This is a genomic window from Bacillus cereus group sp. BfR-BA-01453 (assembly GCF_022662915.1).
GTDB lineage: Bacteria > Bacillota > Bacilli > Bacillales > Bacillaceae_G > Bacillus_A > Bacillus_A paranthracis.
Genome location: NZ_JAKUEN010000005.1, coordinates 118,670 through 142,724, shown reverse-complemented (window position 1 = coordinate 142,724; position 24,055 = coordinate 118,670). Strand labels below are relative to the sequence as shown.

Genomic DNA, 24,055 nt, shown 5'->3' with positions numbered 1-24,055 from the left:
AAAGTTTTTCTCTTTACTTTTCAATATATGCAGCTTGTTTTTATTTTAATCCTTCAACAATGTCCGATAGTTCACTCCATCTTTCCATCGTTTTTTCTAGCTCTTCTTCTGTTTTTTGTTGTGCTTCAGACAATTCTTGCGCTTTCGTAAAATCAGAACCAACATTCGCAAGCTCTTCTCCAATTGATTCTAGCTTTTCTTCAAGTTCCGCAATTGTATCTTCAATAGTTTCCCATTCGCGCTGCTCGTTATATGAAAGTTTACGCTTACGTTGTTGTTTCGGTGCTTCTTCTACTACTTTTTTCTCTTTCTGCACTTCCGCTTTCTCAATAAGTTCTCTCGTTTTTTCCATTTCTAAGTAATCCGTATAACTACCTAAAAATTCACGTACTTCTCCTTCTCCCGTAAAGATGAACAATTCATCTACTACTTTATCTAAGAAGTAACGATCATGCGATACAGTTAAAACGACACCCGGGAAATCTTCTAAATAATCTTCTAATACAGTTAATGTTTGTGTATCTAGATCATTCGTAGGCTCATCGAGTAATAGTACGTTCGGTTCTCCCATTAATATACGTAATAAGTATAAACGTCTTCTCTCGCCACCAGATAATTTGCCAAGCGGTGTACCATGTGAATGTGGTGGGAATAAGAAACGTTCTAACATTTGAGACGCACCAATTACTTTTCCGTCTGTCGTATGAATGACTTCCGCGATTTCTTTAATGTATTCAATCATACGTTGATTTAAATTCATCTCTTCATTTTCTTGCGTATAGTAAGCGATTTTTACTGTTTGCCCAACTTCAATTTCACCACTATCAGGAGATATTTTACCTGCAAGCATATTTAATAGCGAAGATTTCCCGCTTCCATTCGCTCCAATAATTCCGATACGATCGCCTGGTTTCACGATATGATTGAAGTTGTTTAATACTGTTTTATCGCCAAATTTTTTCGTTACATCTTTTAACTCAAGTACTTTTTTTCCAAGGCGACTACCGCTAAGCGCAATATCAACTGACTGTTTTGCAGCTGGACCTTCTTGACCTTTTAACTCTTCAAATCGTTGAATACGTGCCTTTTGCTTTGTCGAACGAGCTTTTGCACCACGGCGAATCCACGCTAGTTCACGGCGATATAAGTTTTGACGTTTTGATTCTTGTGCAAGTTCTTGTTCTTCACGAAGTGCTTTCGCTTCTAAAAACGTACTGTAATTCCCTTCATAACTATACAATTTTCCATTATCTAATTCGAAAATACGATTCGTCACACGATCTAAGAAATAACGATCATGGGTTACAAGTAATACCGCACCTGTGTACCTTGCTAAATATTCCTCTAACCACTCAACTGTCTCATGGTCAAGATGGTTCGTAGGCTCATCTAAAATTAATAGATCCGGTGTTTCAATAAAACACTGCGCCATCGCAATACGTTTTTTCTGCCCACCAGATAAATTTCCAACAGTTGCTGTGAAATCCGTAATTCCTAGTTTCGTTAATAACGATTTTGCATTCGCATTTGCTTCCCACGCACTCATTGCGTCCATACGTTGTTGCACTGCAAATAATTGTTCCTGTACCTTTTCATTACTTGGATCTTTTTCGATATGTAATAGCGCCTTTTCATAATCACGAAGAAGACGAATTAAAGGTGTATCACCATGGAAGACTTGTTCTAATACTGTTAATTGTTCATCAAACTCTGGTTGCTGTGATAAATAACTAATTGTATACCCACGTGAATGAGTCATATCACCTGTGTCAGGAATTTCTGCCCCTGCAATAATTTTTAATAAAGTTGATTTACCAGTACCGTTTACACCGATAATTCCGGCACGTTGTCCTTCTGCAATACTAAATGATAATCCATCAAATAACGGTTTCTCTCCATATGATTTTGATAAGTTTTCCACAGTTAACATTTTCATATTTGTGCATTCCACTCTTTCATAAATTGTTCAATAAACTGTTCCATATAACGATGACGAACTTCAGCCTCTTGTTTTGCTGCATTCGTATTCATTAAGTCTTTTAGTTTTAAAAGTTTTTCATAAAAATGATTTAAAGATGGGTCATTATTTTTTCTATATTCATCTTTCGTCATCACTTCACGAGGAGGAATAGTTGGATCATACATTAGTCTCCCTTTCGCCCCGCCATACGCAAATGTGCGAGCTATTCCAATTGCACCAAGAGCGTCTAAGCGATCTGCATCTTGAACAATCTTCCCTTCAATTGACTCCACTTTACCGCCATGACCACCTTTATAAGACATATTGGCGATAATATGAAGAACATGCTTACTTTCCTCTTCTTCAACATGTAACTCTTCTAACCAATCAGAAACTTTTTTCATTCCTGCTTCTTCACTTTCATTTAACTTCTCATCTGCCACATCGTGAAGTAATGCTGCCATTTCAATTATAAAACGATTTCCTCCTTCTTGCTCGGATAAAGAAATCGCCAGTTTATGTACGCGCTCAATATGATACCAATCATGCCCACTCGCATCTTTTTCTAAAATATGTTTTACAAAAGTAATTGTTTTTTCTATCTTTTCTAGTTTTGTCATTTTATCTTCACCCAGTTACTTATTGTAACACGCCCGCATTTTTTCATCACATATTTTCTTGTCCGCCCATACACTAGGTGGTAGGCATCATCATGAAGGAGGAATAAATATGTTCTATAATAATCAACCGCCTTATCCACAACAACCTTTTTACCCTCAGCAACAGGACCAAAGATACACAGAACAATATGAAGAACAAGAGCAACAATATGAACAAAATCCATACGCAACACCGCAAAATCAGGAACTTCAATATCCACAAAATCCATATACAGCGCCGAAAACTCAAGAACAACAATTTCAACAAAACTCATACGACACACGTCCAAATTATGAATATCCTCAAAATCCATATGCAGCACCGCAAAATCAGGAACTTCAATATCCACAAAATCCATATGTAACACCACAAACTCAAGAACAACAATTTCAACAAAACCCATATCCAACTCAGTCACAACAAACTCAAGTACAACAACAAATGTATCAACCAAGCTACGACGCACGTGTCTCACCACCTAAACCGCCAACATTAGATATTACACAACCACAAATTTTACCGCCTGGACCAACACTGGATATTACACAGCCTCAAATCTTACCACCTGGACCAATTACAGAACCAACGCAACAACAGATTCAACAAGTTGTCGGTACACAGTTTTTACCTTTAAAGAAACCTGTACTAGATTTCGTAAAACCTTGGGTAGATTATGGTTTAAATGAAGCGAAACATACATCACACAAACACGCTTTAACAGAAGTTGCTGCCATTATGTTTTTAGTTGGGAAAGGATTCAACCCGACGATTGCACATTATATTGTAGAATCTTGGGAGAAGAATGAGCAGTTTTAGAGTTGTTTATTTTATGTTCTGAAAAACTATAAAAGCGTCACAAGTGCCTGTTATACAAGCATTTGTGACGCTTTTTATTTATTATATTGTATTCTACTTCAAAAGGGTATTTCATATTTTTTCACATGTTTTTATATTATTCGTGAGCAAATAATAACCTTTTAATTAAACTGTATTAGCTTGAATTCTAATTTAAAACGATTCTTTTAACATAAATTTCTACGATAAATCTTGAATTATAATCATTTTGATAAATAGCTATTACCGTTCCCATTGTTGAACTTGCGTACGGAAAATATACCTTCCTATCACTTTAAAAAGGGAGTGGGCGACGCTATAGGTGATGAATTATTAGGACTTGCAGATGCAGTTATCCATCCAATTGACACATTTAATAACAAGATTGAAGCCGTTTCTCACCCAGTCGAGACGTTCAATGCGATAAAACAAGCAATTTCTGATTCTTGGAATCGTGATGTTACCAATGGTGACTCGTATAGTAGTGCAGAATGGTATGGAAGCGCGGCTGGTCATACTATATTGGCTGTTGGACAACTATTCGTAGGAACAAAAGGCGTGGATAAAATTGCAATGTTGAACCCTGGCACAAAATCAGCTGAGATTTCACGAACTGCTAATCAAAGCTTGCAAGACGCTGCATTCGTAATTACAATGAGTTTGCTTTCGCTGGTGGAAATAATATACGCTCTGTATTTAATACACCTGATTTTAGAGCAGCTGAGGAAAAGCTATCGACCTATCAGTTTGCTACAGGAGAAAATACCACTACTGTGAAATCCGGTGATATCAGTTCGCTTACTCCAGGAGGTGGACTAGCCGCACATGAAGCTAGGGGTGGACATTTACTTGAACGACATGTAGGAAAAACGGATGAAGAACTATTGCAAAGAATGCAAAGTGATCCTAGAATAACAGGTGCATCTACTTTTACTGATAGGGCATCAGCTGAAAAAATAGCGACTACCGTCTTGAATAACCCTCGTAATCAAGTACGCATTCAAAGTTGGTTAAATAGTCCAAGAGATAATAAATTAATTTTACGTTATCATGGTACTGAAATAATTGGACGAGGTGTAATAAGAGGTTCTACAACAGTTGAAGATATGTCAAATGCAAAAATTGTACTGAAGAAGGATATAAATGGAAGTTTTATTTTAACTGGATATCCATCTTGATAATAGGAGGAAGATTATGTTATTAGAAGACAATTTCGATAATCTCGAAGATGATGAGGTATTTCAATTTCTAGCGGGTACTTTTCACCAAGATACTTCCTATGAAGAAGCGCTCCAAGAATTACTAGAAGAGGTATCAAAAGAGTATTTGCAAGATGCTGTTATTTTTCTAACTGAATTTATTCAAAGCGATTATAGTAATACAGAAAAAAATGAATACATACGGTATTCTGCAGATGGAATATATTTTGATGGGTTAGAAGTAACACCATTAGAATGGCTTGAACAAACAGTTAAAACGATAAAACAAGCATTAAAAAATAATTAGTAAAAATTGACCACCCGTAATAGGCGGTCTTTTGTTCATATTACTTCACATACACATAGGCTTTATTTACAATTACATAAATTGTTAACGAAAAGATGAAGATAGAATGGCCTACCTATTCGTTTGTTTTTAGATGGTAACGGTAAAATTATTTCTGCATTTCCAAGACAAGGTCGATAATTTAATTTTTAAGGGAGAAAATAATATGGATTACAAATTTGAGTTACTTAGTACAGGAAGTTTAGTTATTAGACTACCAAAGGAATTCAATATTCTAGAAGCTTTTTTAAATGTAGAGGTATCTGAATTCGGTGATTGGATAGCAGAAACTGTAGATAAAGTTTTAAATGAAAAAAGTGATTATGAAAAAATAAGTGCGAATATTTTTAGGGCAGATGTTCGAAGAGATAAAACTGTTATATTTAATAAGTATGATGAAGATGAAATCGAAATCCCTCTTGAAATAGAAACTATTACATTAAGAAATCTAATAGATATTTGGTTAAATGAATACACAAAATTGAAAACCGAAAAAAATAACAATTAGTAGTAGTCAACCTTTCTCCCTCTTTCCTTAATCCCATTCATTTGGTAATATAAGTATAATTATAGTGGGAAGTGAATTGCAATCAAAAAATCACTAAAAATCACAATAATTGTCAGCGTAATTCTTGTCGGTATGGCTTCTTGCGCAGCTATAAAATTCATACATACAGCAAATCCTTTAATGTCAATGACTCCCCAAGAAAAGCAAGAAATTAAAAATAAAGCAAACAAAGCTACGATAGAATATTTTAAGAAAGAAAAAAATATTGATGTTACTATTACAGATACTGAATTTTCAAGTGAATTGGGCGGATTAAAACTTTTTGTTAACGGATATATTTCTAATGATAAAAATAAAACTTTTTCAGTTGTAGTATCTTCTACCAATGATTACGAAGTAAGAGAACTTTCCTCACCATAAAAAAGAGAGCTATGTGATTTCAGTTAACCACCTAAACAGGGATGTCCAGGCTTCAAAACCGAATGAAAAATAGAGGTGGTTAGAAATGAAAAAACTCCTTTTAATAACGTTATTGGTTACTTTAGGTTTAGGTTCGTACACTATATATCAAATTTATAAGGCTACCCACCCTTATAGTGAAAAAGAACAAAATGAAATGAAAGAAAAAGCATCACAATCCGCTATCGAGTATTTTAAAAAGGAGAAAAATTGGGATATTACAGTGACAAAAGTAGAATTTTCTACAGATATCTCTCGTAGTAGGCTTGAGGTATCTGGCTATATATCTGGTGACAAACAGAAGAAGGTTTCTGCAAGTATAGATTACAGTAATGATTATACAGTTGGTAGTATAAGTTATTAACATTACAAATTGACTTTTTTCTCTAATAGCATTTTCACCCTCTATAATATCAAATACATAGACAAAACCCAGATAAAGATTATAGTTAAACTTTGTCTGGGCCTTGTGTTTCATACTCTCCCAATTAATTCAATTGCTTTACAATCAAAATAAATGATTAAACCCTCTACCTCATATCAATTCGTATAGACCTTTTCACAGTCCTGTCATCCTCGCAAATTAAAACATACTTTTTTGAAAATAAAAAACTCATAAAATTAGCACTCCAAGACTCCTTTAAATCTCGATTTTTTCTCAAATCTTCTTTTCTAAAATAGTATTAAATTAATCTCGTCTTCCGCTTTTCCATCCGAATTACTTTTCCACTTTGATATACAAATGATTGTTCACCAAATCCACTTTTGGGTGGTTCTATTAGCTGAACCTGACCATTTTCAACAACATATATTCCATTTATACCCAAATCGATTTTAGCTGTCATTTCAACAAGATTTTCTTTTCTAATTCCCACCAAGATTACTCCCATATGCTATAATTACTTTGTCGAAGTAAGTGGTTTTATTCACCCACCACGCAAGTAAAGGTGTGAAAATTTTTGAGTAATATGAATAAAAGCCGAATTGAAATTCTAAAAATGAAAGCAAAAAGAACTGGTAGTAGAAAAGAACTGATAGACGAACTTTCTAATATTGTTACAGTTTCTATGGACTCATTTATGGAGCCAGAATCTAATGATTTATTTTGTAAAGACTTATTTAATACGCTAACACAAACTTCAAACATAAAAAACTTTGGTAGCACTAATTATGAAGAAAACAGAAGACTATCAATAGTACTGTTAAAAGAAACAGCTAAAACCATTAAATTTCCAGTTGATCAAGGGAGACTCTTTTTCTCTAAGGGTGGTAAATTTGAAGCAGTTAAACTGAACATTGGTGAAGTATTTGAGAATTTAGAAGAGTTATCAACCATATCAAGATTTCTAACTGGATATGCAGATTTTGTATTAGTTGGGGATGATTTAGAATTCGGGATTGTTATTGAACGCACTGAATATCACTACGAATTCAGTATGTGGGGTGTATCCACAATATGAAATACGAAAATACAAAAGACCACTTCAAAATGAGAGTGGTCTTTTTATTACTTTATCTATCAGTTTTTTCAAATCCCACTTATCAATACTCTTTTTAAGAACGTTTCTTCCTAGGACCTATAATCAATTTAATCGCCGTTCTTTCTTGATCATTAATAGTAACCTCTTGAAATGCTGGAACAAAGGCTAAGTCAATACCACCTGGAGCAACAAATCCTCTTGCGATTGCAATTGCTTTAATTGCTTGGTTTAATGAACCCGCTCCAATCGCTTGAATTTCTACATTTCCACTTGTTCTTAGTACACCTGCTATTGCACCTGCGACTGAATTGGGGCTTGATTTTGAAGATACCTTTAATATATTTTCCATGTAAGTTGCTCCCTCTATTATTTAATTACTCTTTTGTTACCGTATAAAATATTTCAACGTATCTTTAACTACTATTCACACCAAAAGCAAACAATACTACATATGTACATTCATTCGATACTTTTTGTCTTCTTCCTGCTGTGCTACGTAAATAAAGGTCAACGACTCCAAACCTTATATATACAAATATTTAAAAGACATAAATTCACTTAAACAATCACATTATTGCAACCGAAGATAATGGTTTTATTTTTGCAGGTGTTACTACAATATGAAAAGCATCCCTGCTGCATTTCAAGAATTCTCTACCAAATACTTAACCTTTGTGCCTTCAAAAATTCTCATTGTACCTTTTTGTTAATCTAATAAACATGAAAAAGTACCGAACTTTACTACTACAAAAGTTCGGTACTTTTTTCTCATTCTTTCTTACTCCTCCACATAAACTGACTTAACAATTGTACGACTATAAGGTTGTCCTTCTTTATTCATCCCTTTTATATCCATCGTAACGTTATATACTCCTGGTTGCTTTATATCCTTCAAAGCACCAGTAAACGTATTGTTATTAACATTTTGTAATTCATTATATTCAGAGACTAGTTTCCCTTCTTTATTCACGACTCTTACTGTTATGGAAAGATCCCCCTTCATTTCAGGTGCTACAGGTGATTTTTTCAGTTTATACTCAGGTTTATTTACTTTAACTTTTGTAGGCATTTGAAGAACAAATGGTGCGCCATTATTGTAATCGCTTACAATTAAATATGCATCTTTCGACTGCTTCGCCATCATTTTAACTTTCCATTCTCCTACATCCATTTTATCAAATTTAAATATTTTAATTGTCGCGCCACCAAAGAAAGATTCATCTTCACCAGTAGTTATAACACTATCCTTATTTGTATACACTTTTCCTTTTGGTGATATCATTTGTACTTCTACATCCGACGAAGCAGTTAATATTGAAACAATTCCTTCTGCCTTTTTATCAACCGCAACAGTTTGCTCTATCCACTGATTTTGTGGCAATTCTCCTCCTAAAATGTTTTGATTTGAAGTTGTATTTAATTGTTCTATATTTTCATTTGAACTAGTGCTGGATGCTGCTAAAGCTGGTACGGCTACATTTGATGTACGTAAATATGGTTCAATTCGCGAGAAAACAGCTGACCCTTTTCGTATATTATCATGATCAAATCTGGAATCTGTAAATAAATGAGTTCCATACGGCAGCTTAGCACTCCATTCATTTACTAGTCCATCATTTGAACCGTATGATGACAAATATAATCCGCCCATGGATAACGCCGAGAATACAGGGCCCCAACTAGTTCCCGTAACTGTATAATAACGGTTTAATTTAGCTGCTGGATTATTATCAATCGTTGAACGAAATTTTGCCATTTCGCCCATTTGTAATGAGTACGTACCATCATCTTTTTGACCTAATATAGAAGCAAGCCATCCTGCCCACCAACTATATGATAAATCCGCTAAGTTTGATCCATGATGTGGCGTCGCAAGTGTAATAACATTTCCGACAAATCGATTTGCCCCATATTCTACTAATGCAGCTTGTGTATCGATACCACCTTTACTATGTGCTACAATATTAACTTTTTTACCGAAATGATTATATATTTCTTCTAATTTTTGTGCTAACAATTTTCCGTTATCCCACTGACTAGCTGATCCTTTCCCAGCAGCATCATATAATTGTATAAATACTGTTTGATAGCCTGCTTTCAAAGCATAGTCATACATATCATTTATATCGTGATACACTGTCTTTCCATACCAACTATCAGCATTCCCATTCCTTCCTTGCACAAAGAGAATTGGAGGCTTGCTTTCATCATAATTAGCAGGTTTTTGACCTAAAAACCATTCTCCAGGTGTAAAGACTTCTTGATCTGGAAAGCCTGTTTTAAGCTCTTTTACAACTTCTGCTCGCACATTTGTGCTAATCATTGGAACCATGATAAAAAATACAATTAGTAAGGCAACACATCTTCTCATCAATCGCATGTTACTCCCCCCACTTTTTTTGAAAGAAGGTGCTCTTTGTAATTTTTTATCTTCTTTCTTAATACTAGATAATCTTTTTACTTAAACAAAATCTTGTTCCTATTCTCAAGAGATTACTAGTACCCCTTCTTCCTTAACACACGTTATTCTCTTTGTTTCTATCTCTTCCTTTTGAGAGAACACTATAAAAAAGTTTCTCAATAATTGTTAACCGTACTAAATCCAAATATCTCTTAATCATCATTGTCTATATAAAGTATACAAATCTTGAAAAAACTTTAGAAAAATAACACTTTATTACTACCTAGTTATAAAAAAAGAGGAATGAAGATATGTACTTTTATTTAATTTAATACAAAACAAACGAATAGAAGCTTATGCTGTAAGGCTTTCCTACGACGAAAGATTAAACTGAAATTTCTAAATAGATAATAAGGTTTTCAGAAACATATATTATGATAATTTTCGCAGACTTGAATTAAACTTTTAGAAGTACTAACCTATCGGTGAGCAGAAGAAAATTCTGTAAAAAGAAAGGAGAATGCTTTATGATGACCGATTTACAAAAGGAGTTTTTTAAACGATTAAAAATTCCTGCAAAAGAAATAACATTTGATGATTTAGATGAAATTCTCTTAAAAATGGGATTGATTCTCCCCTATGAAAATCTCGATATTATGGCTGGTACTATTAAAGACATCTCAAAAAATAACTTAATAGAAAAGTTACTTATTCAAAAACGAGGCGGTCTTTGTTATGAATTAAACTCCTTATTGTATTACTTTTTAATGGATTGTGGATTTCAAGTATATAAAGTAGCTGGTACTGTTTATGACCTTTATGAAAATAAATGGAAACCTGATGATGGTCATGTCATTATCATATTACATCATAATAATAAAGATTATGTTATAGACGCCGGTTTTGCCTCTCATCTACCTTTACATCCAGTCCCTTTTAACAGAGAAGTCATCTCTTCTCAAACGGGTGAATATCGAATTCGCAAACGAATTACCCGAAAAGGTACACACATTTTAGAAATGAGAAAAGGAGCTAAAGGGGAATCTACAAATTTCTTGCAATCTGAACCTTCAGATGAATGGAAAATAGGCTATGCCTTCACTTTAGATCCAATAGATGAGAAAAAGGTGAATAACATTCAGAAAGTCATTGTAGAACATAAAGAATCTCCTTTTAATAAAGGGGCTATCACTTGTAAATTAACTGATTATGGTCACGTATCATTAACAAATAAAAATTATACAGAAACCTTTAAAGGCACCAAAAACAAACGACCAATAGAATCAAAAGATTATGCTCGCATTCTTCGTGAATCTTTTGGAATAACGCAAGTAAAATATGTAGGAAAAACACTCGAAAGAGGATAGTTGATTAGAAGTATTTCATAATAAAGCAGATTCCATATTTAGAATCTGCTTTATTTTATATTTTGTTATAAAGAAATTTGTTTTGCTCTTATCCTTTAATTTTCAATGATATACTCATCATCATATTTATCGTATTGGAGCCCTGACCCTATTTTTGATTCCGTAACTTGATCTCTTAAAAACGGTGCAGCTTCCATTTTGCTAGTTGCAATTTCAATTCCATATTTTTTCGTTAAATGGGCCAATTCAATTAAAAACCACTCTCTTCGTAATGTAACTGGAATATCAAATGTCCTTCTTTTCATATATAATAGCACCTCTTTAATTTTCATAACTTAAAAAACATTATAGTATATGCATGTCCATTTTAAATGTGCTATTACTAAAATAACATTTTAGTTTACATAAAATGATTATGTAACAGTAGAAAGAGGCTTGTCCTCCTCTTTCTACTGTAGAGAGTTAAATTACGAACATCTTGGTACACCGAAAGCTAAGAATAAACCTGCTACTCCCGCTGTAATCGGTACTTTCAAAGTAATTACATCGTCTACCTTCGTTACTAGAAAGTAAGCATTACCTTCTTGTAACACACAATTCACTAACAATTGAAATTCCATTCAAATCTCCTCCTTTCAATCGATATACTATACTTTATGAATTCTCTTTAAAAACGTAATAGGAAGTATATCTATTTTTCCTTATATACAAAATAAATGTTTATAAGTCTATTAAAAATATTAATTTTCTAAATTTATATAAATCGTGTAATATCCAGTAAGTTCCTATATAATCAATAATGAAAATCTTACAAATGGAGGTATAAAAATGGCGATTTTGAGTAATATTGGTGCAGCTTTATTTTTAATTGCTTTTATTCTTTTAATCTTATGTATTATTTCATTTTTCAAGAAAAATGGAAAAGCAACACAGTATGGTCGTCCTACTGTTATTCTTTTTATGATTTCGATTATATTGATGGTAACTGGCTCAACAAATTCAGAACATCCAGTCATCGAATTTTTTACTATTTTAAGTTTCATTTTATTTATTTTCTTCCTTGTACTAGCAATCTTATCTGTAATTAAAAAGACAGGTGTAGCAAAAAAACAATTTATTATCACTGCTATTTTATTTGTTATTTTTGGTGCGTTATCAAGTATTTCAAATCCTACTTCTGAAAAAACGACAGCAACTAGTAAAAAAGTTGCTTCTAACACTACAGAACAAAAAGATAGCGACAAAAAAGAACTAGAAAAAAAAGAAGCAGACGAAAAAGCTCAAAAGCAAGAAGATGAGAAGCGTCAAGCCGAGGAACAAGCTCGTAAGCAAGAGGATGAAAAACGCCAGGCTGATGAACAAGCTCGTAAACAACAAGAAGAACAAAAACGTCTTGCTGATGAACAAACTCGTAAACAACAAGAGGAACAAAAACGCCAAGCTGATGAGCAAGCTCGTAAACAACAAGAGGAACAAAAACGCCAAGCTGATGAACAAGCTCGTAAACAACAAGAAGAGCAAAAACGCCAAGCTGATGAGCAAGCTCGTAAACAACAAGAAGAGCAAAAACGCCAGGCTGATGAACAAGCTCGGAAACAACAAGAAGAGCAAAAAACACAGCAAACTCAAACACAACCTGCTTCAGGAAATACTAGTAGTGCATATTACAAAAATTGTGCTGCAGTTAGAGCTGCTGGGAAAGCTCCCCTATATAAAGGACAACCAGGTTATGCCTCACATCTTGATCGTGATGGCGATGGAGTCGCATGTGAAAAATAGCAATAAAAAAGAAGCTTCTAGTAAGCTTCTTTTTTATTATTACGTATAAGATCTAATTACTCTTCCATTCTTTTAAGCCCTATATCAATTCAAAATGGCATCTTATTTTTTAAACACTTGTACTATTAACCATTAACTGGAGCAATACTCCAATTAATGATTTCAATATTTTTCACCTCCACTTTCCCTTTGACAAGAACATGTGGAATTAAATGAAACATCCCAAATCTTCTACCCTTTTCATATTCCTCTCTGTAATATTCTTTTGTGCAGATATTTAATTGCTTTAATTCTCTATATTCATTAAAGTTAATGAGTTCTATTTCACATTCTTTTAATTCTCTATTTGGTCCACCCCAATTATGCTTTGAGTACTTGTATATTGCCATACATTGGCCATTCAGTGCGCTAATAGGAATTTTGTCAACTACCCCCACTGAGATAAAACATTTCAGTGGGGGCTTGAGTTAGAACACTAGGTCTTTTCATCTATCGCTATACAGTTTGACGCTCTAGCATTCATGCCACCTTATGGTAACACCCCAAGTATGTTTTTGGTTGGTACTGGCAACGAACTATCGTTTTCCCACTTGCACCACCCTTTCGAAAAAGGGCAGTTCTTCCTTATGAAAGAAGCCACCACTCAGATGAATCTGGCGTGTGCTACAAGCCCCGACAAGTCGGGTACACATGGATGGTTGACACACCCACTAAGCTATGCGCGAAGCAGAAGCCTTACGTTTTTGCACTTCTAATAGAATCGGCGTTTTCACTTTGAGATTGTCATCCAATTCTACAACTCCTGATTTTTTCAATGTATTCAGCGCACCATTAATATCAGCATGGATACATGTTCCTGCTTTACTTTGATACAGACCACGAGTCATTCGTTTGCCGCTAAAGCGATACTGCGTCTTATCATCCTTAAACCAAACTGGAACCGGATCCTTATCAAGAAAACTAGCTTTTGAAGTATAGCTTTCTTCTTGTTTGAAAAATCGGATGCCTTCTTTTATACATTTATTCTCAATTGCTGCAATCAGTTTATGGAACGGGATTTGAACAAACTTTTGATTACTCTTTTTCCCCATATGAGAGTTTTGTTTCCAACCAGCGTTATACCCTACAATAATCGTATCTATATCGAATTCTTTCACGTTTTTGAACAATAGGCCTACCGTTTGTGCAATGTAACCGTTTATTTGTCTTTCTCGTTTATGCCAAAGTGCGGCCATTTTATTCGTTACAATACGTTTTGAAATTCCATTGTCCATATTTTTCCGCCCTAGATTACCTATCATTTTGTTGAAGTATTGATTTATGGATTTTAGTTTTTTTCCATCAATTAAGAAGGCATCACCTGTATTGGTTACGCAACTTACTAATCTATCTACACCTAAATCGCAACTCAAAGCGTTACTCGTAGTCATGGATTGTTTCTTCATTTGAGAAACGTGCATTTCATATGTATAATGCACCTCAAAGAACCGACCTTTTTGCTTCGGTACAATCTCAATGTAGGAGATTTTTTTATTTCTTAAGTTTTTCGGCATACGTATTTTAATGGAACCGAATTTTTTTCTGAACGCAACACTCATCGGAATCATCCAAAACCCGTTCTCATCCACTTTTGGAACTTGATAGATTTCAATAATTCGTTTGTCGGTGGAATGAGAATAATTTGGAAACTTCGGACGACCTGTGAACTTCTCAGGATTTTTCTTCCACTGTTCCAATGCTTTAAAAAAGCTCTTCACTTCTGTAAACAAGGCTCTACGAATCGCTTGAACAGAGTTTGATTGAACGCCCGAGTAATTCATATCGGTTTGCATGGAAGTGTCCACTTCTTTTACAGTAGCTATCTTGTTATTATTCAGGTAACTTTGTTTCATCGTATACAATCCAACATTTCGCAACGCTTTTGAACTATGTGACATGCGTTGCAGTAAACGAAATTCTTGTGCAGTCAGGCAAGCTCGTCCGATATTTTGCTTCTGTGTGAAACGTCGCAGCGTTTCTCTTTTCTTTTGTTTCCGTAATACTTTCACTGCTTTCTTTTTAGCCATTGTTTTCACCACCTTTCTTAAAGAATTAACTTATTAATTCCTTTTGGTGCAAGTAACAAAAGGATTATGATTATCCAATTTCGTTATCTTAAGATATATTCCCTCCTTATTTTCGACATATCTTAAGACAAAAAGAAACAAACATTCCCCCCGTGAAAATTGTTATAAGCGAAACAAAAGAGTTCAGCCTTATTGACTGACGGCAATTCATCTCCACCTGAATTGTTGGGTTTCACCCGTAACACAAATCAGATGGAGTCTTCTTGCCGAAAAGGATACATTTGTATACCATCTAAATCATAATAATTCCCTATGGATAATTTCCTACTTAAAAAATTCTTCGCCATCTTTTCTAAAATGTCCTCTGTTGAAGAATAATCCTACTATTCTCAAATCAGACACATAATAAGTGATTTCAATCACCACATTGTTTTTCATTTATCGCTATTCTTAATTTAGATATTACATTTAAACTTTATGGAGGCATTCATATGGAACATACATTTACTGAAACTTCTATTGTCGGTGAGATTGTTACACAATTTCCGAAAGCTAGTGATCTTTTTAAATCATATAGAATAGATTTTTGTTGTGGTGGTAATAAGCCACTTATTGATGCAATTCATGAAAGAAATTTATCAGCTACTGAAGTAATTACAGAGTTAAATACGCTTTATCATAATACGAAACGATTAAATGAATCTGAAATTGATTGGAAAAATGCTTCTTATCGTGAATTGATTGATTATGTAATTCATAAGCATCATCGTTATTTAAATGAAGAGTTACCACAGTTAAGTCCTTATGTGACGAAAGTATTACGTGTTCATGGAGCAAATCAGCCGCATTTAGCTAAAATTCATAAGCTATTTCATGAACTTAAAATGGAATTAGAACAGCATTTAATTAAAGAAGAAACCGAAGATTTCCCATTAATTTTAGAATTTGAAAAAAATCCAACTGATGAAAACTATGCAAAGTTACGTAAAGTAGTAGATGAACTAGAAAATGAACATAACCACGCTGGCAATATTATTAAAGAACTTCGTAAAGTTACACATGACTTTACTCCTCCAGAAGGAGCTTGCGGCACTTATCGACTTGTTTACAATCGCCTTGAAGCGTTAGAGTCTGATTTATTTGAGCACATTCATTTAGAAAATAATATTTTATTTCCACGTGCCATTACGAGAGCGTAAATAAAGTGCAGGACATGAGTATACATACTGATGTCCTGCTTTTTCATTTTGCGAAGCCTATCCACATCACCCTCACATAAATCCGAATTTTAACAATTTGTGAATCATTATAAAAATGTGATAAATATCACATCTCCCCCTTTCTTGATTTTCTATAATAAAAATATAATCCTTTGTTCAATATTTCACATAAAAAGGGGAAACGAAAATGAAAAAACGTTTAGTTATGATCGGAAATGGTATGGCTGGCATACGTTGTATGGAAGAAATATTAAAACATGATTGTGATTCATATGAGATTACTATTTTGGGAGATGAACCGCATCCGAACTACAACCGTATTATGCTCTCTCATGTATTACAAGGCAAAACAAATATGCAAGATATCATTATGAATGAATACAGTTGGTATGAAGAAAACGAAATAACTTTGTATACAAATGAAAGAGTTCAAAGTATTAACCGAGAAGAAAAAATTATTATTACAGAAAAGAATCGTACTGTTACATATGACAAACTCATTATCGCAACAGGTTCTAGTGCTTTTATTTTACCCGTTGAAGGCTCTACTCTTCCTGGTGTAACAGGATTTCGAACTATTGAAGATACACAATTTATGATTGATACTGCGAAAGAAAAGAAAAAAGCCGTAGTCATTGGTGGTGGATTACTTGGTTTAGAAGCCGCAAGAGGTCTAATTGATTTAGGAATGGACGTACATGTTGTTCATTTAATGCCTAGCTTAATGGAACAACAACTAGATACGAAAGCAGCTTCTCTTCTGCGTGAAGATTTAGAAGCGCAAGGCATGCAGTTTCTCATGGAAAAGAAAACTGTAAAAATTCTTGGTACAGATCATGTTGAGGGCATTCAATTTGAAGATGGTGAAGTTGTAGATTGTGATTTAATCGTAATGGCTGTCGGAATACGACCAAATACGAAAATAGCAAAAGATGCTGGTTTAATTGTCAATCGCGGCATTGTAGTCAATGACTATATGCTAACAAATGATGAGTCCATTTATGCAGTTGGCGAATGTGCAGAACATGACGGTATCGCATATGGACTTGTTGCCCCTCTTTATGAACAAGGCACAATATTAGCCAAACATATAACGAATTTACAAACTGATGGATATTCGGGCAGTATCGTCGGTACGCAATTAAAAGTTGCTGGTTGTGATTTATTCTCTGCAGGCCAAATTTATGAAGATGATCAAACGAAAGCAATATCCATCTTTAATGAATGCAAACGTTCCTATAAAAAAGTATTAATTCGTGACAATAAAGTCGTTGGTATCGTTTTATATGGTGACACAGCTGATGGTACACGCCTCTTTAGCATGTTAAAGAAAGAAGAAGATATACAAGAATATACAGCCGCGTCCCTTCTTCACAAAGCTGGTGAAGAAAGTGAACTTGATGTTGCTACAATGAGTGCGGATGACACAATTTGTGGATGTAATGGTGTTACGAAAGGTACAATCGTTCATGCCATTTTAGAACAAGAGTTAACGACTTTTGAAGAAGTTAAAGGCTGTACGAAAGCCGCAGGGTCTTGTGGGAAATGTCGTCCGCTTGTAGAACAAGTTTTATCTCATACACTCGGAGATGCTTTTGATGCCTCAGCCCAGTCTGCTGGTATGTGCGGATGTACACCTTTATCACGTGATGAAGTCGTAGCGGCAATTCATGAAAAAGGCTTAAAATCACCAAAAGAAGTACGAAATGTTCTTGGTTTTGTACATGAAGATGGCTGTTCGAAATGTCGTCCTGCTTTGAACTACTATTTACGTATGGCGATTCCAGAAGAATATGAAGATGATAAAGCCTCCCGTTTTGTGAATGAAAGAATGAATGGTAACATCCAGCACGATGGTACATTCTCTGTTATTCCACGTATGTACGGAGGCGTTACAACAGCAGATGATTTAATGAAAATTGCTGAAGTTGCGAAGAAATATGATGTTCCACTTGTGAAAATTACAGGTGCGAGCCGAATCGGCTTATATGGCGTTAAGAAACAAGATTTACCTAACGTATGGGCTGACTTACATATGACTTCAGGATATGCGTATTCAAAATCGCTTCGTAATGTAAAATCATGTGTTGGTTCTCGCTTCTGCCGTTTTGGTACGAAAGATTCATTAGGACTTGGTATGTTACTAGAACAATCATTAGAAATGGTAGATACACCTCATAAAATGAAGATGGGTGTAACGGGCTGTCCACGTAACTGTGCGGAAGTATTAACGAAAGATTTTGGCGTTGTTTGTGTCGAAAATGGATACCAACTTTATATTGGCGGAAATGGTGGTACGGAAGTACGCGAAGCTGATTTTGTCATGATTGTCCCTACTGAAGATGATGTCCTTCGCATCGCTACAGCTTACATGCAATATTATCGTGAAACTGGTATTTACGGAGAGCGTACTGCCTACTGGACAGAACGTTTAGGCTTCGATCATATAAAGGAAATACTACAAGATACAAATATGGTTAGTACGTTAAATGAACGTTTCCAAACAGCTCGTAGTACATATACGGAAGCATGGGGACAAGCGCTAGAAACGAAGTCATTAAAAGCGATGTATGAAGTAGAAACTGTGAAATAAGGAGCTGTGATCTATATGATACAAACGAAAGAAAAAATAAAAGTTATGCGTGCGGAAGACCTTCCTATTCAAATCGGTAAAGAAGTGCAAATGAAAGGTATGTCTATCGCCCTATTCCGCCTTTCAAATGGTGATATTCGAGCTGTAGAAAATCGTTGTCCTCATAAAAATGGACCGTTAGCAGAAGGAATTGTGTCTGGCGAATTCGTCTTTTGTCCGCTGCATGATTGGAAAATCTCATTACTAACAGGTGAAGTTCAAAAACCTGATGACGGCTGTATTCAAACATACGAAGTAGAAGTTATTGATGGTGACATTTATTTATACATGTAATTTACGAAAGGAAGCCTCCTCTGGCTTCCTTTTAAATAAAAATAGATGAGGTGCAATTATGAACGGATATGTATATTTAGTTGGTGCAGGACCAGGTGATGAAGGGCTTATTACAAAGAAAGCGATAGATTGTTTAAAGCGTGCAGATATCGTTTTATATGACCGTTTATTAAACCCTACCTTTCTTCGCTATACAAAAGAAACATGTGAACTTATGTATTGCGGAAAAATGCCAAAGAATCATATTATGCGACAAGAAATGATTAACGCATACCTTCTTCAATTTGCAAAAGAGGGAAAAATTGTTATTCGATTAAAAGGCGGAGATCCATCTATTTTTGGCCGTGTTGGTGAAGAAGCAGAAACTTTAGCAGCAGCAAATATTCCATATGAAATTGTACCAGGCATTACATCTAGCATCGCCGCTAGTAGCTATGCAGGTATCCCCCTTACCCACCGTAACTACAGTAATAGCATTACTTTACTAACCGGACATGCAAAAGGTCCTTTAACCGATCATGGAAAATATAATTCATCTCACAATAGCGATACGATTGCCTACTACATGGGTATAAAAAACTTACCTACAATTTGTGAAAACTTACGACAAGCAGGAAAAAAAGAAGATACGCCAGTAGCAGTCATTGAATGGGGTACAACTGGTAAACAGCGCGTTGTTACAGGGACACTATCTACCATTGTCTCTATCGTCAAAAACGAAAATATTTCTAATCCTTCTATGACAATTGTTGGTGATGTCGTTTCCTTACGAGATCAAATCGCTTGGAAAGAACGTAAACCATTACATGGTAAAAAAGTTTTATTTACATCCTCAACAAATAAAACAAGTGTAATGAAGCAAAGGTTACAAGAAGCTGGTGCAGAAATATATCAAATTCCAACTTTCAAAAAGGAAGTATATACATTAACCCTTGAACAAATCAATGGAATTTTTAACGTTGATCGCCTTGTTTTTTGTTCAGCTGAAAGTGTAGAAATTTTGATGCAATCATGTAGTAAATACCAAAAAGATATTCGTTCCTTACAGGCAGAGCTGCAACACATGAACGTTGCCACTCAAAAAAAACTTATGCAGTATGGGCTACTAAGTAAACAAGCAGAGTTCTCTTCCAATACAACAGTTTATTTAGGACGAAATATTAACCGAATTGCTTTTATACAAGAAAAAATTGGTGCCGGTTCTTATATGATGACTCATGCGTATACTATTGATCATCGCTTCGATGAAGTCCATACTCGTATGCTTTCTGAATTCTCATGGGATAGCATTGTGTTTGAAGGGCGTGCCTCTATTGATTCATTTTTATCAGAAATAAAACGACTTGACTTTATCGATATTCTTACTCTCCCCTTCTCATATACCGACGTTCCAACTTTACACTATGCGAATAAAGTCGGTTTTCATCATGTAGATGAGCAATTACAAAACATGATTATGAAGAAAGACTTGGTGCTGCGATGAAAGGAATTGTATATGTGGGACACGGGAGTCGCCTGCAAGAAGGTAATGAACAATTCATTCACTTTATCCAATCTGTTATGAAAGAACGTAACGAAAGGATTCAAAAAATAGCTTTTCTAGAACTAACAACACCTACTATTTCGGATGCCGTTACAGAAACGATACTAGAGGGCGCAACTGAAATAATGATTGTACCTGTCTTATTATTTGCAGCAGCTCACTATAAACGTGATATTCCTTTTGAAATAGAGCAACTACAAAAGAAATATCCACAAATCAAATTTTCAGTTGTACCTCCTTTTAGTACGCATCCACATATGGTGGAACTTGTAGTAAAAAGAATACATGAAACGATGCCAATGCAAGGTAGTAGTATTTTACTCGTAGGACGAGGCAGTAGTGACCCACAACCGATACGTGAGTTACAACAAGTCGGAGCAGCTGCCGAACGAAAACTTGGTATGCCAGTATCGTGCTCCTTTTTAACGAAAGGAACGCCCTCTTTTACTGCTGAGCTCAAGAAGATAACATCGTCTGCGCCTCACGTATACGTCATGCCATATCTTCTCTTTACCGGGTTGTTGCTTCAAAAAATTAAGTTGCATACGAAAAAATATGATCACATTACGACTTGTAACTGTCTTCAGTTTGATACATATATGAAATTAACATTGTTAGAACGAATGGAGGAATGTGTGTATGTATAACATGTACCCTCTTATGCTTAATTTAAATAAAAAAGTGGTCGTTATTATTGGTGGAGGTAAAATCGCATATCGAAAAGCGTCTGGATTAAAAGATACAGGAGCTTTTGTCACCGTTATTAGCCCAGAAATTTGCGCGGAAATGAAGGAACTCCCTTATATTACTTGGAAGCAAAAAACTTTTAGTAATGATGATATTAAAGATGCTCACCTTATTTATGCAGCTACAAATCAACATGCTGTAAATCTGATGGTTAAACAGGCCGCCCACAATTTCCAGTGGGTTAACGTTGTAAGTGATGGTACAGAATCATCGTTTCACACACCTGGTGTCATACGAAATAATGAATATGTTGTAACGATTTCAACTTCAGGTAAAGATCCATCGTTTACGAAGCGTTTGAAGCAAGAACTAACATCTATATTTCCTAAACTTATAAAAAAGCTTTCTCTTACTCACAAATTATAATCTATTTCTTAGCTAAAATAGTAATTACCTTTGGACAAACGTTTTTTAGAAGCGTTTGTTCTTTTTATTTTGGTTTCTTTTTTGAATTAAGCCACTTGATTATCAGACATAGTACAATTGTAAACGACACCTAATATATCAAAGACTGTTTTCCTCTCATATCAATGGGATTTCCATCCATCATTTACCGCCTCAAATCCATTCGGTTTTAAACGTATATTCAAAACAAAATATATGACAAATAAATAACGACAGTTACTGTAATAATGCTGAAAAGTGTTGAAAATAAAACGATTTGTGCATGTAGTTCAGGCTCTATTTGATACTCCATAGCAATAGTTGATGTATTTCTTGAAGTAGGAAAAGAACTTGCAATAAATAATGATTGTGCAACAATTCCATCAATGTTTAAGAGGTAGATCATGGAAAGTGCTAATAATGGCCCCATCAGTAACCTTCCAATTAAAGACCATGTTATGACTCTATGGAAAAAATTAAGCTTAATGTTGGCTAATTGTGCTCCTAGCAATATGAGTGCTATGGCAACAAAACTATTCGCAAGCTGATTAAGAGGTAGAAAGATAGAATTAGGTATTTGAATTGTAAACGATTGAAAGAGAATCCCTAGTACGAGCGCATGAAATACAGGCAGTCTTATAAATGATTGAATAATACCTCCAATTGTTTTTGTTGCTGATAGTAAGTTATAAATCCCATATGAATAAGTTAAAAGGTTTTGGAAAATCACAATGAAAATCTGAATGGAAACCCCCACTGGATTGTGACTGAAAATCAATTGACTTACTGGTAATCCATAATTACCGGAATTCATTAACGAAATGCTATTTTTCAGAGCTGCACTTTCTCCTTTTTCTAACTTTAATATTTTTGAAATGAGATGACTTACTATGATCAGACTCAGACTATAAAGCATTAAATAGTATATTATCTGGAGCAACAAATCTATTTCTATACGAATATCATATATATTCACAAATACAGCCGCTGGCATCAAGCAATAAGTAATAAGTGTAGATAGCTGCTTTAAGTTAAATTGGGACTTCCTTTGTAAGATTGCACCAATTAGCATCAATATTAATATCGGTAATATTACGTCTAATATAATAAAAATAAACATGTAAAACCTCATTCTAAATATATTTTAGTTGGATTAAACGCTTTACTACATATGGACACATTTAATTCAAATGTAGACCCTGATGCTACCCAAAATACCATTTAAAAGCATTCGTATACAAGATGTTATCGGTAGCTTGTTCATCAAATAGCTGGTGAATCAATTTGATATCTCCATACTCAAAAGGTCTTTTCGCTCTTGTAGATGGTAAATCTGTTCCAAACATAAGTGCATCTGGGTTAACTTCATAAATCGACTTTAAGGCATTCTCAACATCTAATTCGACACGACCAAAACCAGTAGCTTTCACATGTACCCCTTTATCAACTAGTTTTAATAAATGTGGTAAACCTTCTTCTGATAACCCTAAATGGTCAATTGATATAGCTGGTAATTTTTCTATAGTGGATGCAATTTCGGGTAACTCTTTTGCATCCATATAAAGCTCACTATGCCATCCTACTAAATCATGAACTCTTCTAGCAAAGTAATCCAGCTTCGATAAATCTTCTGAACCACCTCTTTTAATATTAAATCGTAATGCTTTTATCCCATTTTCATTTAAATTTAGTATTTCTTCATCCGTCACTGTAAAAGGTAATTGTGTTACGCCACAAAATGTTGAACCCAACTGTTTTAGTGCCTTTAATAAATAGTCTTGATCAAACCCTTGGAAAGAACCAGATACGATCGCTCCACCAATTACATTCAAATTAGGAGTTTCATTCTGATAATCTTCTACAACAAAGTTGGGTGGAAAATATCCTTGGTTCTCAATGATCGGAAAATTAAAATCAATAATATGAAAATGTGCATCAAAAATTCTCATTTCATTTCCCTCCCCTCTCTTTTCTTTAACATATCAAACATGACTCATAAAGAAAATTATGGATTATTTATACAAATTCATAATTTTATCTTATCGACCTAAACTGTATTCTTTATTTTAAGTGTACTTTTTTACAATATCTATTAGCCTTACCAAAAAATCTGGCCCTAAAAAAGATAGCAATAAAACATGTCGAAGTCTATTACTAAAAGAACCATCCTAGATT

Annotated in this window: 24 protein-coding genes and 2 pseudogenes; 15 read left to right on the top strand and 11 right to left on the bottom strand. The window is 34.5% G+C overall.

Annotated elements, in window-relative coordinates:
• Positions 1–40: 40 nt before the first annotated feature.
• Both MR070_RS13080 and MR070_RS13075 read right to left on the bottom strand, forming a co-directional pair.
• Entirely contained in the window at positions 41–1,936 is a 1,896-nt protein-coding gene (locus tag MR070_RS13080) for an ABC-F family ATP-binding cassette domain-containing protein (RefSeq protein WP_000783207.1), read from the bottom strand.
• Complete coding sequence (locus MR070_RS13075; protein WP_000163595.1) at positions 1,933–2,580, bottom strand: HD domain-containing protein; 648 nt, start codon at positions 2,578–2,580, stop codon at positions 1,933–1,935. The genes MR070_RS13080 and MR070_RS13075 overlap by 4 nt, the downstream gene beginning before the upstream one ends.
• A 109-nt stretch (positions 2,581–2,689) precedes the next feature.
• On the opposite strand from MR070_RS13075, the gene MR070_RS13070 reads away from it, so the two are divergent.
• The 6 genes and pseudogenes from MR070_RS13070 to MR070_RS13045 all read left to right on the top strand — a co-directional run bounded on the left by MR070_RS13070 (position 2,690) and on the right by MR070_RS13045 (position 6,330).
• The gene (locus MR070_RS13070) at positions 2,690–3,436 is read left to right on the top strand and encodes a hypothetical protein (protein WP_000499672.1); all 747 of its coding nucleotides are present in this window, start codon (positions 2,690–2,692) and stop codon (positions 3,434–3,436) included.
• A gap of 306 nt (positions 3,437–3,742) precedes the next feature.
• Positions 3,743–4,632, top strand: a pseudogene (locus tag MR070_RS13065) (RNase A-like domain-containing protein); the annotation flags it as partial.
• Between the two features lie 16 nt (positions 4,633–4,648).
• A complete protein-coding gene (locus MR070_RS13060; protein ID WP_000923400.1) occupies positions 4,649–4,960 on the top strand; it encodes a contact-dependent growth inhibition system immunity protein in 312 nt (103 codons plus the stop codon).
• 205 nt (positions 4,961–5,165) lie between these two features.
• Positions 5,166–5,507 carry a hypothetical protein gene (locus tag MR070_RS13055; RefSeq protein ID WP_242261445.1) on the top strand — a complete coding sequence of 114 codons (342 nt, stop codon included), beginning with the start codon at positions 5,166–5,168 and terminating at the stop codon, positions 5,505–5,507.
• 132 nt (positions 5,508–5,639) lie between these two features.
• Positions 5,640–5,927 carry a hypothetical protein gene (locus MR070_RS13050; protein WP_014481644.1) on the top strand — a complete coding sequence of 96 codons (288 nt, stop codon included), beginning with the start codon at positions 5,640–5,642 and terminating at the stop codon, positions 5,925–5,927.
• Between the two features lie 85 nt (positions 5,928–6,012).
• Positions 6,013–6,330 (top strand): hypothetical protein, encoded by a 318-nt coding sequence (locus MR070_RS13045; RefSeq protein WP_000734956.1) that lies wholly within the window; start codon positions 6,013–6,015, stop codon positions 6,328–6,330.
• A gap of 319 nt (positions 6,331–6,649) precedes the next feature.
• Here MR070_RS13045 and MR070_RS13040 read toward each other — a convergent pair whose 3' ends face one another.
• Positions 6,650–6,841: a DUF3954 domain-containing protein gene (locus tag MR070_RS13040; RefSeq protein ID WP_000512861.1), complete on the bottom strand. Its 192-nt coding sequence runs from the start codon at positions 6,839–6,841 to the stop codon at positions 6,650–6,652.
• 84 nt (positions 6,842–6,925) lie between these two features.
• Here MR070_RS13040 and MR070_RS13035 point away from each other — a divergent pair, with 84 nt between their 5' ends.
• Positions 6,926–7,426 (top strand): YxiF family protein, encoded by a 501-nt coding sequence (locus tag MR070_RS13035; RefSeq protein ID WP_000069073.1) that lies wholly within the window; start codon positions 6,926–6,928, stop codon positions 7,424–7,426.
• 94 nt (positions 7,427–7,520) lie between these two features.
• Here MR070_RS13035 and spoVS read toward each other — a convergent pair whose 3' ends face one another.
• Together spoVS and MR070_RS13025 are read right to left on the bottom strand one after the other, a co-directional pair.
• Complete coding sequence (spoVS, locus tag MR070_RS13030) at positions 7,521–7,796, bottom strand: stage V sporulation protein SpoVS (protein WP_000427804.1); 276 nt, start codon at positions 7,794–7,796, stop codon at positions 7,521–7,523.
• A gap of 429 nt (positions 7,797–8,225) precedes the next feature.
• Complete coding sequence (locus tag MR070_RS13025; RefSeq protein WP_242261444.1) at positions 8,226–9,827, bottom strand: esterase/lipase family protein; 1,602 nt, start codon at positions 9,825–9,827, stop codon at positions 8,226–8,228.
• 548 nt (positions 9,828–10,375) lie between these two features.
• On the opposite strand from MR070_RS13025, the gene MR070_RS13020 reads away from it, so the two are divergent.
• Complete coding sequence (locus tag MR070_RS13020) at positions 10,376–11,215, top strand: arylamine N-acetyltransferase family protein (protein WP_242261443.1); 840 nt, start codon at positions 10,376–10,378, stop codon at positions 11,213–11,215.
• A gap of 95 nt (positions 11,216–11,310) precedes the next feature.
• Here the strand turns inward: MR070_RS13020 and MR070_RS13015 are convergent, their stop codons facing one another.
• Positions 11,311–11,520 (bottom strand): hypothetical protein, encoded by a 210-nt coding sequence (locus tag MR070_RS13015; protein ID WP_000830253.1) that lies wholly within the window; start codon positions 11,518–11,520, stop codon positions 11,311–11,313.
• A gap of 162 nt (positions 11,521–11,682) precedes the next feature.
• Positions 11,683–11,835, bottom strand: a complete 153-nt coding sequence (gene exsG / locus MR070_RS13010; protein ID WP_000395675.1) for an exosporium protein ExsG — start codon at positions 11,833–11,835, stop codon at positions 11,683–11,685.
• Between the two features lie 208 nt (positions 11,836–12,043).
• On the opposite strand from exsG, the gene MR070_RS13005 reads away from it, so the two are divergent.
• Positions 12,044–12,994: an excalibur calcium-binding domain-containing protein gene (locus MR070_RS13005; protein ID WP_242261442.1), complete on the top strand. Its 951-nt coding sequence runs from the start codon at positions 12,044–12,046 to the stop codon at positions 12,992–12,994.
• A 125-nt stretch (positions 12,995–13,119) separates the two neighbouring features.
• On the opposite strand, the pseudogene MR070_RS13000 reads toward MR070_RS13005, so the two are convergent.
• Positions 13,120–13,416: pseudogene (locus tag MR070_RS13000) on the bottom strand (group-specific protein); the annotation flags it as partial.
• Positions 13,417–13,704: 288 nt separating this feature from the next.
• Positions 13,705–15,060: an RNA-guided endonuclease TnpB family protein gene (locus tag MR070_RS12995; RefSeq protein WP_242261441.1), complete on the bottom strand. Its 1,356-nt coding sequence runs from the start codon at positions 15,058–15,060 to the stop codon at positions 13,705–13,707.
• A 491-nt stretch (positions 15,061–15,551) separates the two neighbouring features.
• On the opposite strand from MR070_RS12995, the gene ric reads away from it, so the two are divergent.
• From ric to MR070_RS12965, 6 genes are all read left to right on the top strand, one after another.
• Positions 15,552–16,259 (top strand): iron-sulfur cluster repair di-iron protein, encoded by a 708-nt coding sequence (gene ric, locus MR070_RS12990; RefSeq protein ID WP_074541289.1) that lies wholly within the window; start codon positions 15,552–15,554, stop codon positions 16,257–16,259.
• 208 nt (positions 16,260–16,467) lie between these two features.
• Complete coding sequence (nirB, locus tag MR070_RS12985; protein WP_242261440.1) at positions 16,468–18,873, top strand: NADPH-nitrite reductase large subunit; 2,406 nt, start codon at positions 16,468–16,470, stop codon at positions 18,871–18,873.
• 15 nt (positions 18,874–18,888) lie between these two features.
• Positions 18,889–19,206: a nitrite reductase small subunit NirD gene (gene nirD, locus MR070_RS12980; protein WP_000616693.1), complete on the top strand. Its 318-nt coding sequence runs from the start codon at positions 18,889–18,891 to the stop codon at positions 19,204–19,206.
• Between the two features lie 58 nt (positions 19,207–19,264).
• A complete protein-coding gene (locus MR070_RS12975; protein WP_242261439.1) occupies positions 19,265–20,689 on the top strand; it encodes a uroporphyrin-III C-methyltransferase in 1,425 nt (474 codons plus the stop codon).
• The gene (locus MR070_RS12970) at positions 20,686–21,396 is read left to right on the top strand and encodes a sirohydrochlorin chelatase (protein WP_000676456.1); all 711 of its coding nucleotides are present in this window, start codon (positions 20,686–20,688) and stop codon (positions 21,394–21,396) included. The genes MR070_RS12975 and MR070_RS12970 overlap by 4 nt, the downstream gene beginning before the upstream one ends.
• Entirely contained in the window at positions 21,389–21,862 is a 474-nt protein-coding gene (locus MR070_RS12965) for a precorrin-2 dehydrogenase (RefSeq protein WP_044792584.1), read from the top strand. The genes MR070_RS12970 and MR070_RS12965 overlap by 8 nt, the downstream gene beginning before the upstream one ends.
• A 220-nt stretch (positions 21,863–22,082) precedes the next feature.
• Here MR070_RS12965 and MR070_RS12960 read toward each other — a convergent pair whose 3' ends face one another.
• Both MR070_RS12960 and MR070_RS12955 read right to left on the bottom strand, forming a co-directional pair.
• A complete protein-coding gene (locus MR070_RS12960; RefSeq protein ID WP_242261438.1) occupies positions 22,083–23,000 on the bottom strand; it encodes an AEC family transporter in 918 nt (305 codons plus the stop codon).
• An 85-nt stretch (positions 23,001–23,085) separates the two neighbouring features.
• Positions 23,086–23,829: an amidohydrolase family protein gene (locus MR070_RS12955; RefSeq protein WP_001217840.1), complete on the bottom strand. Its 744-nt coding sequence runs from the start codon at positions 23,827–23,829 to the stop codon at positions 23,086–23,088.
• Positions 23,830–24,055 lie beyond the last annotated feature (226 nt).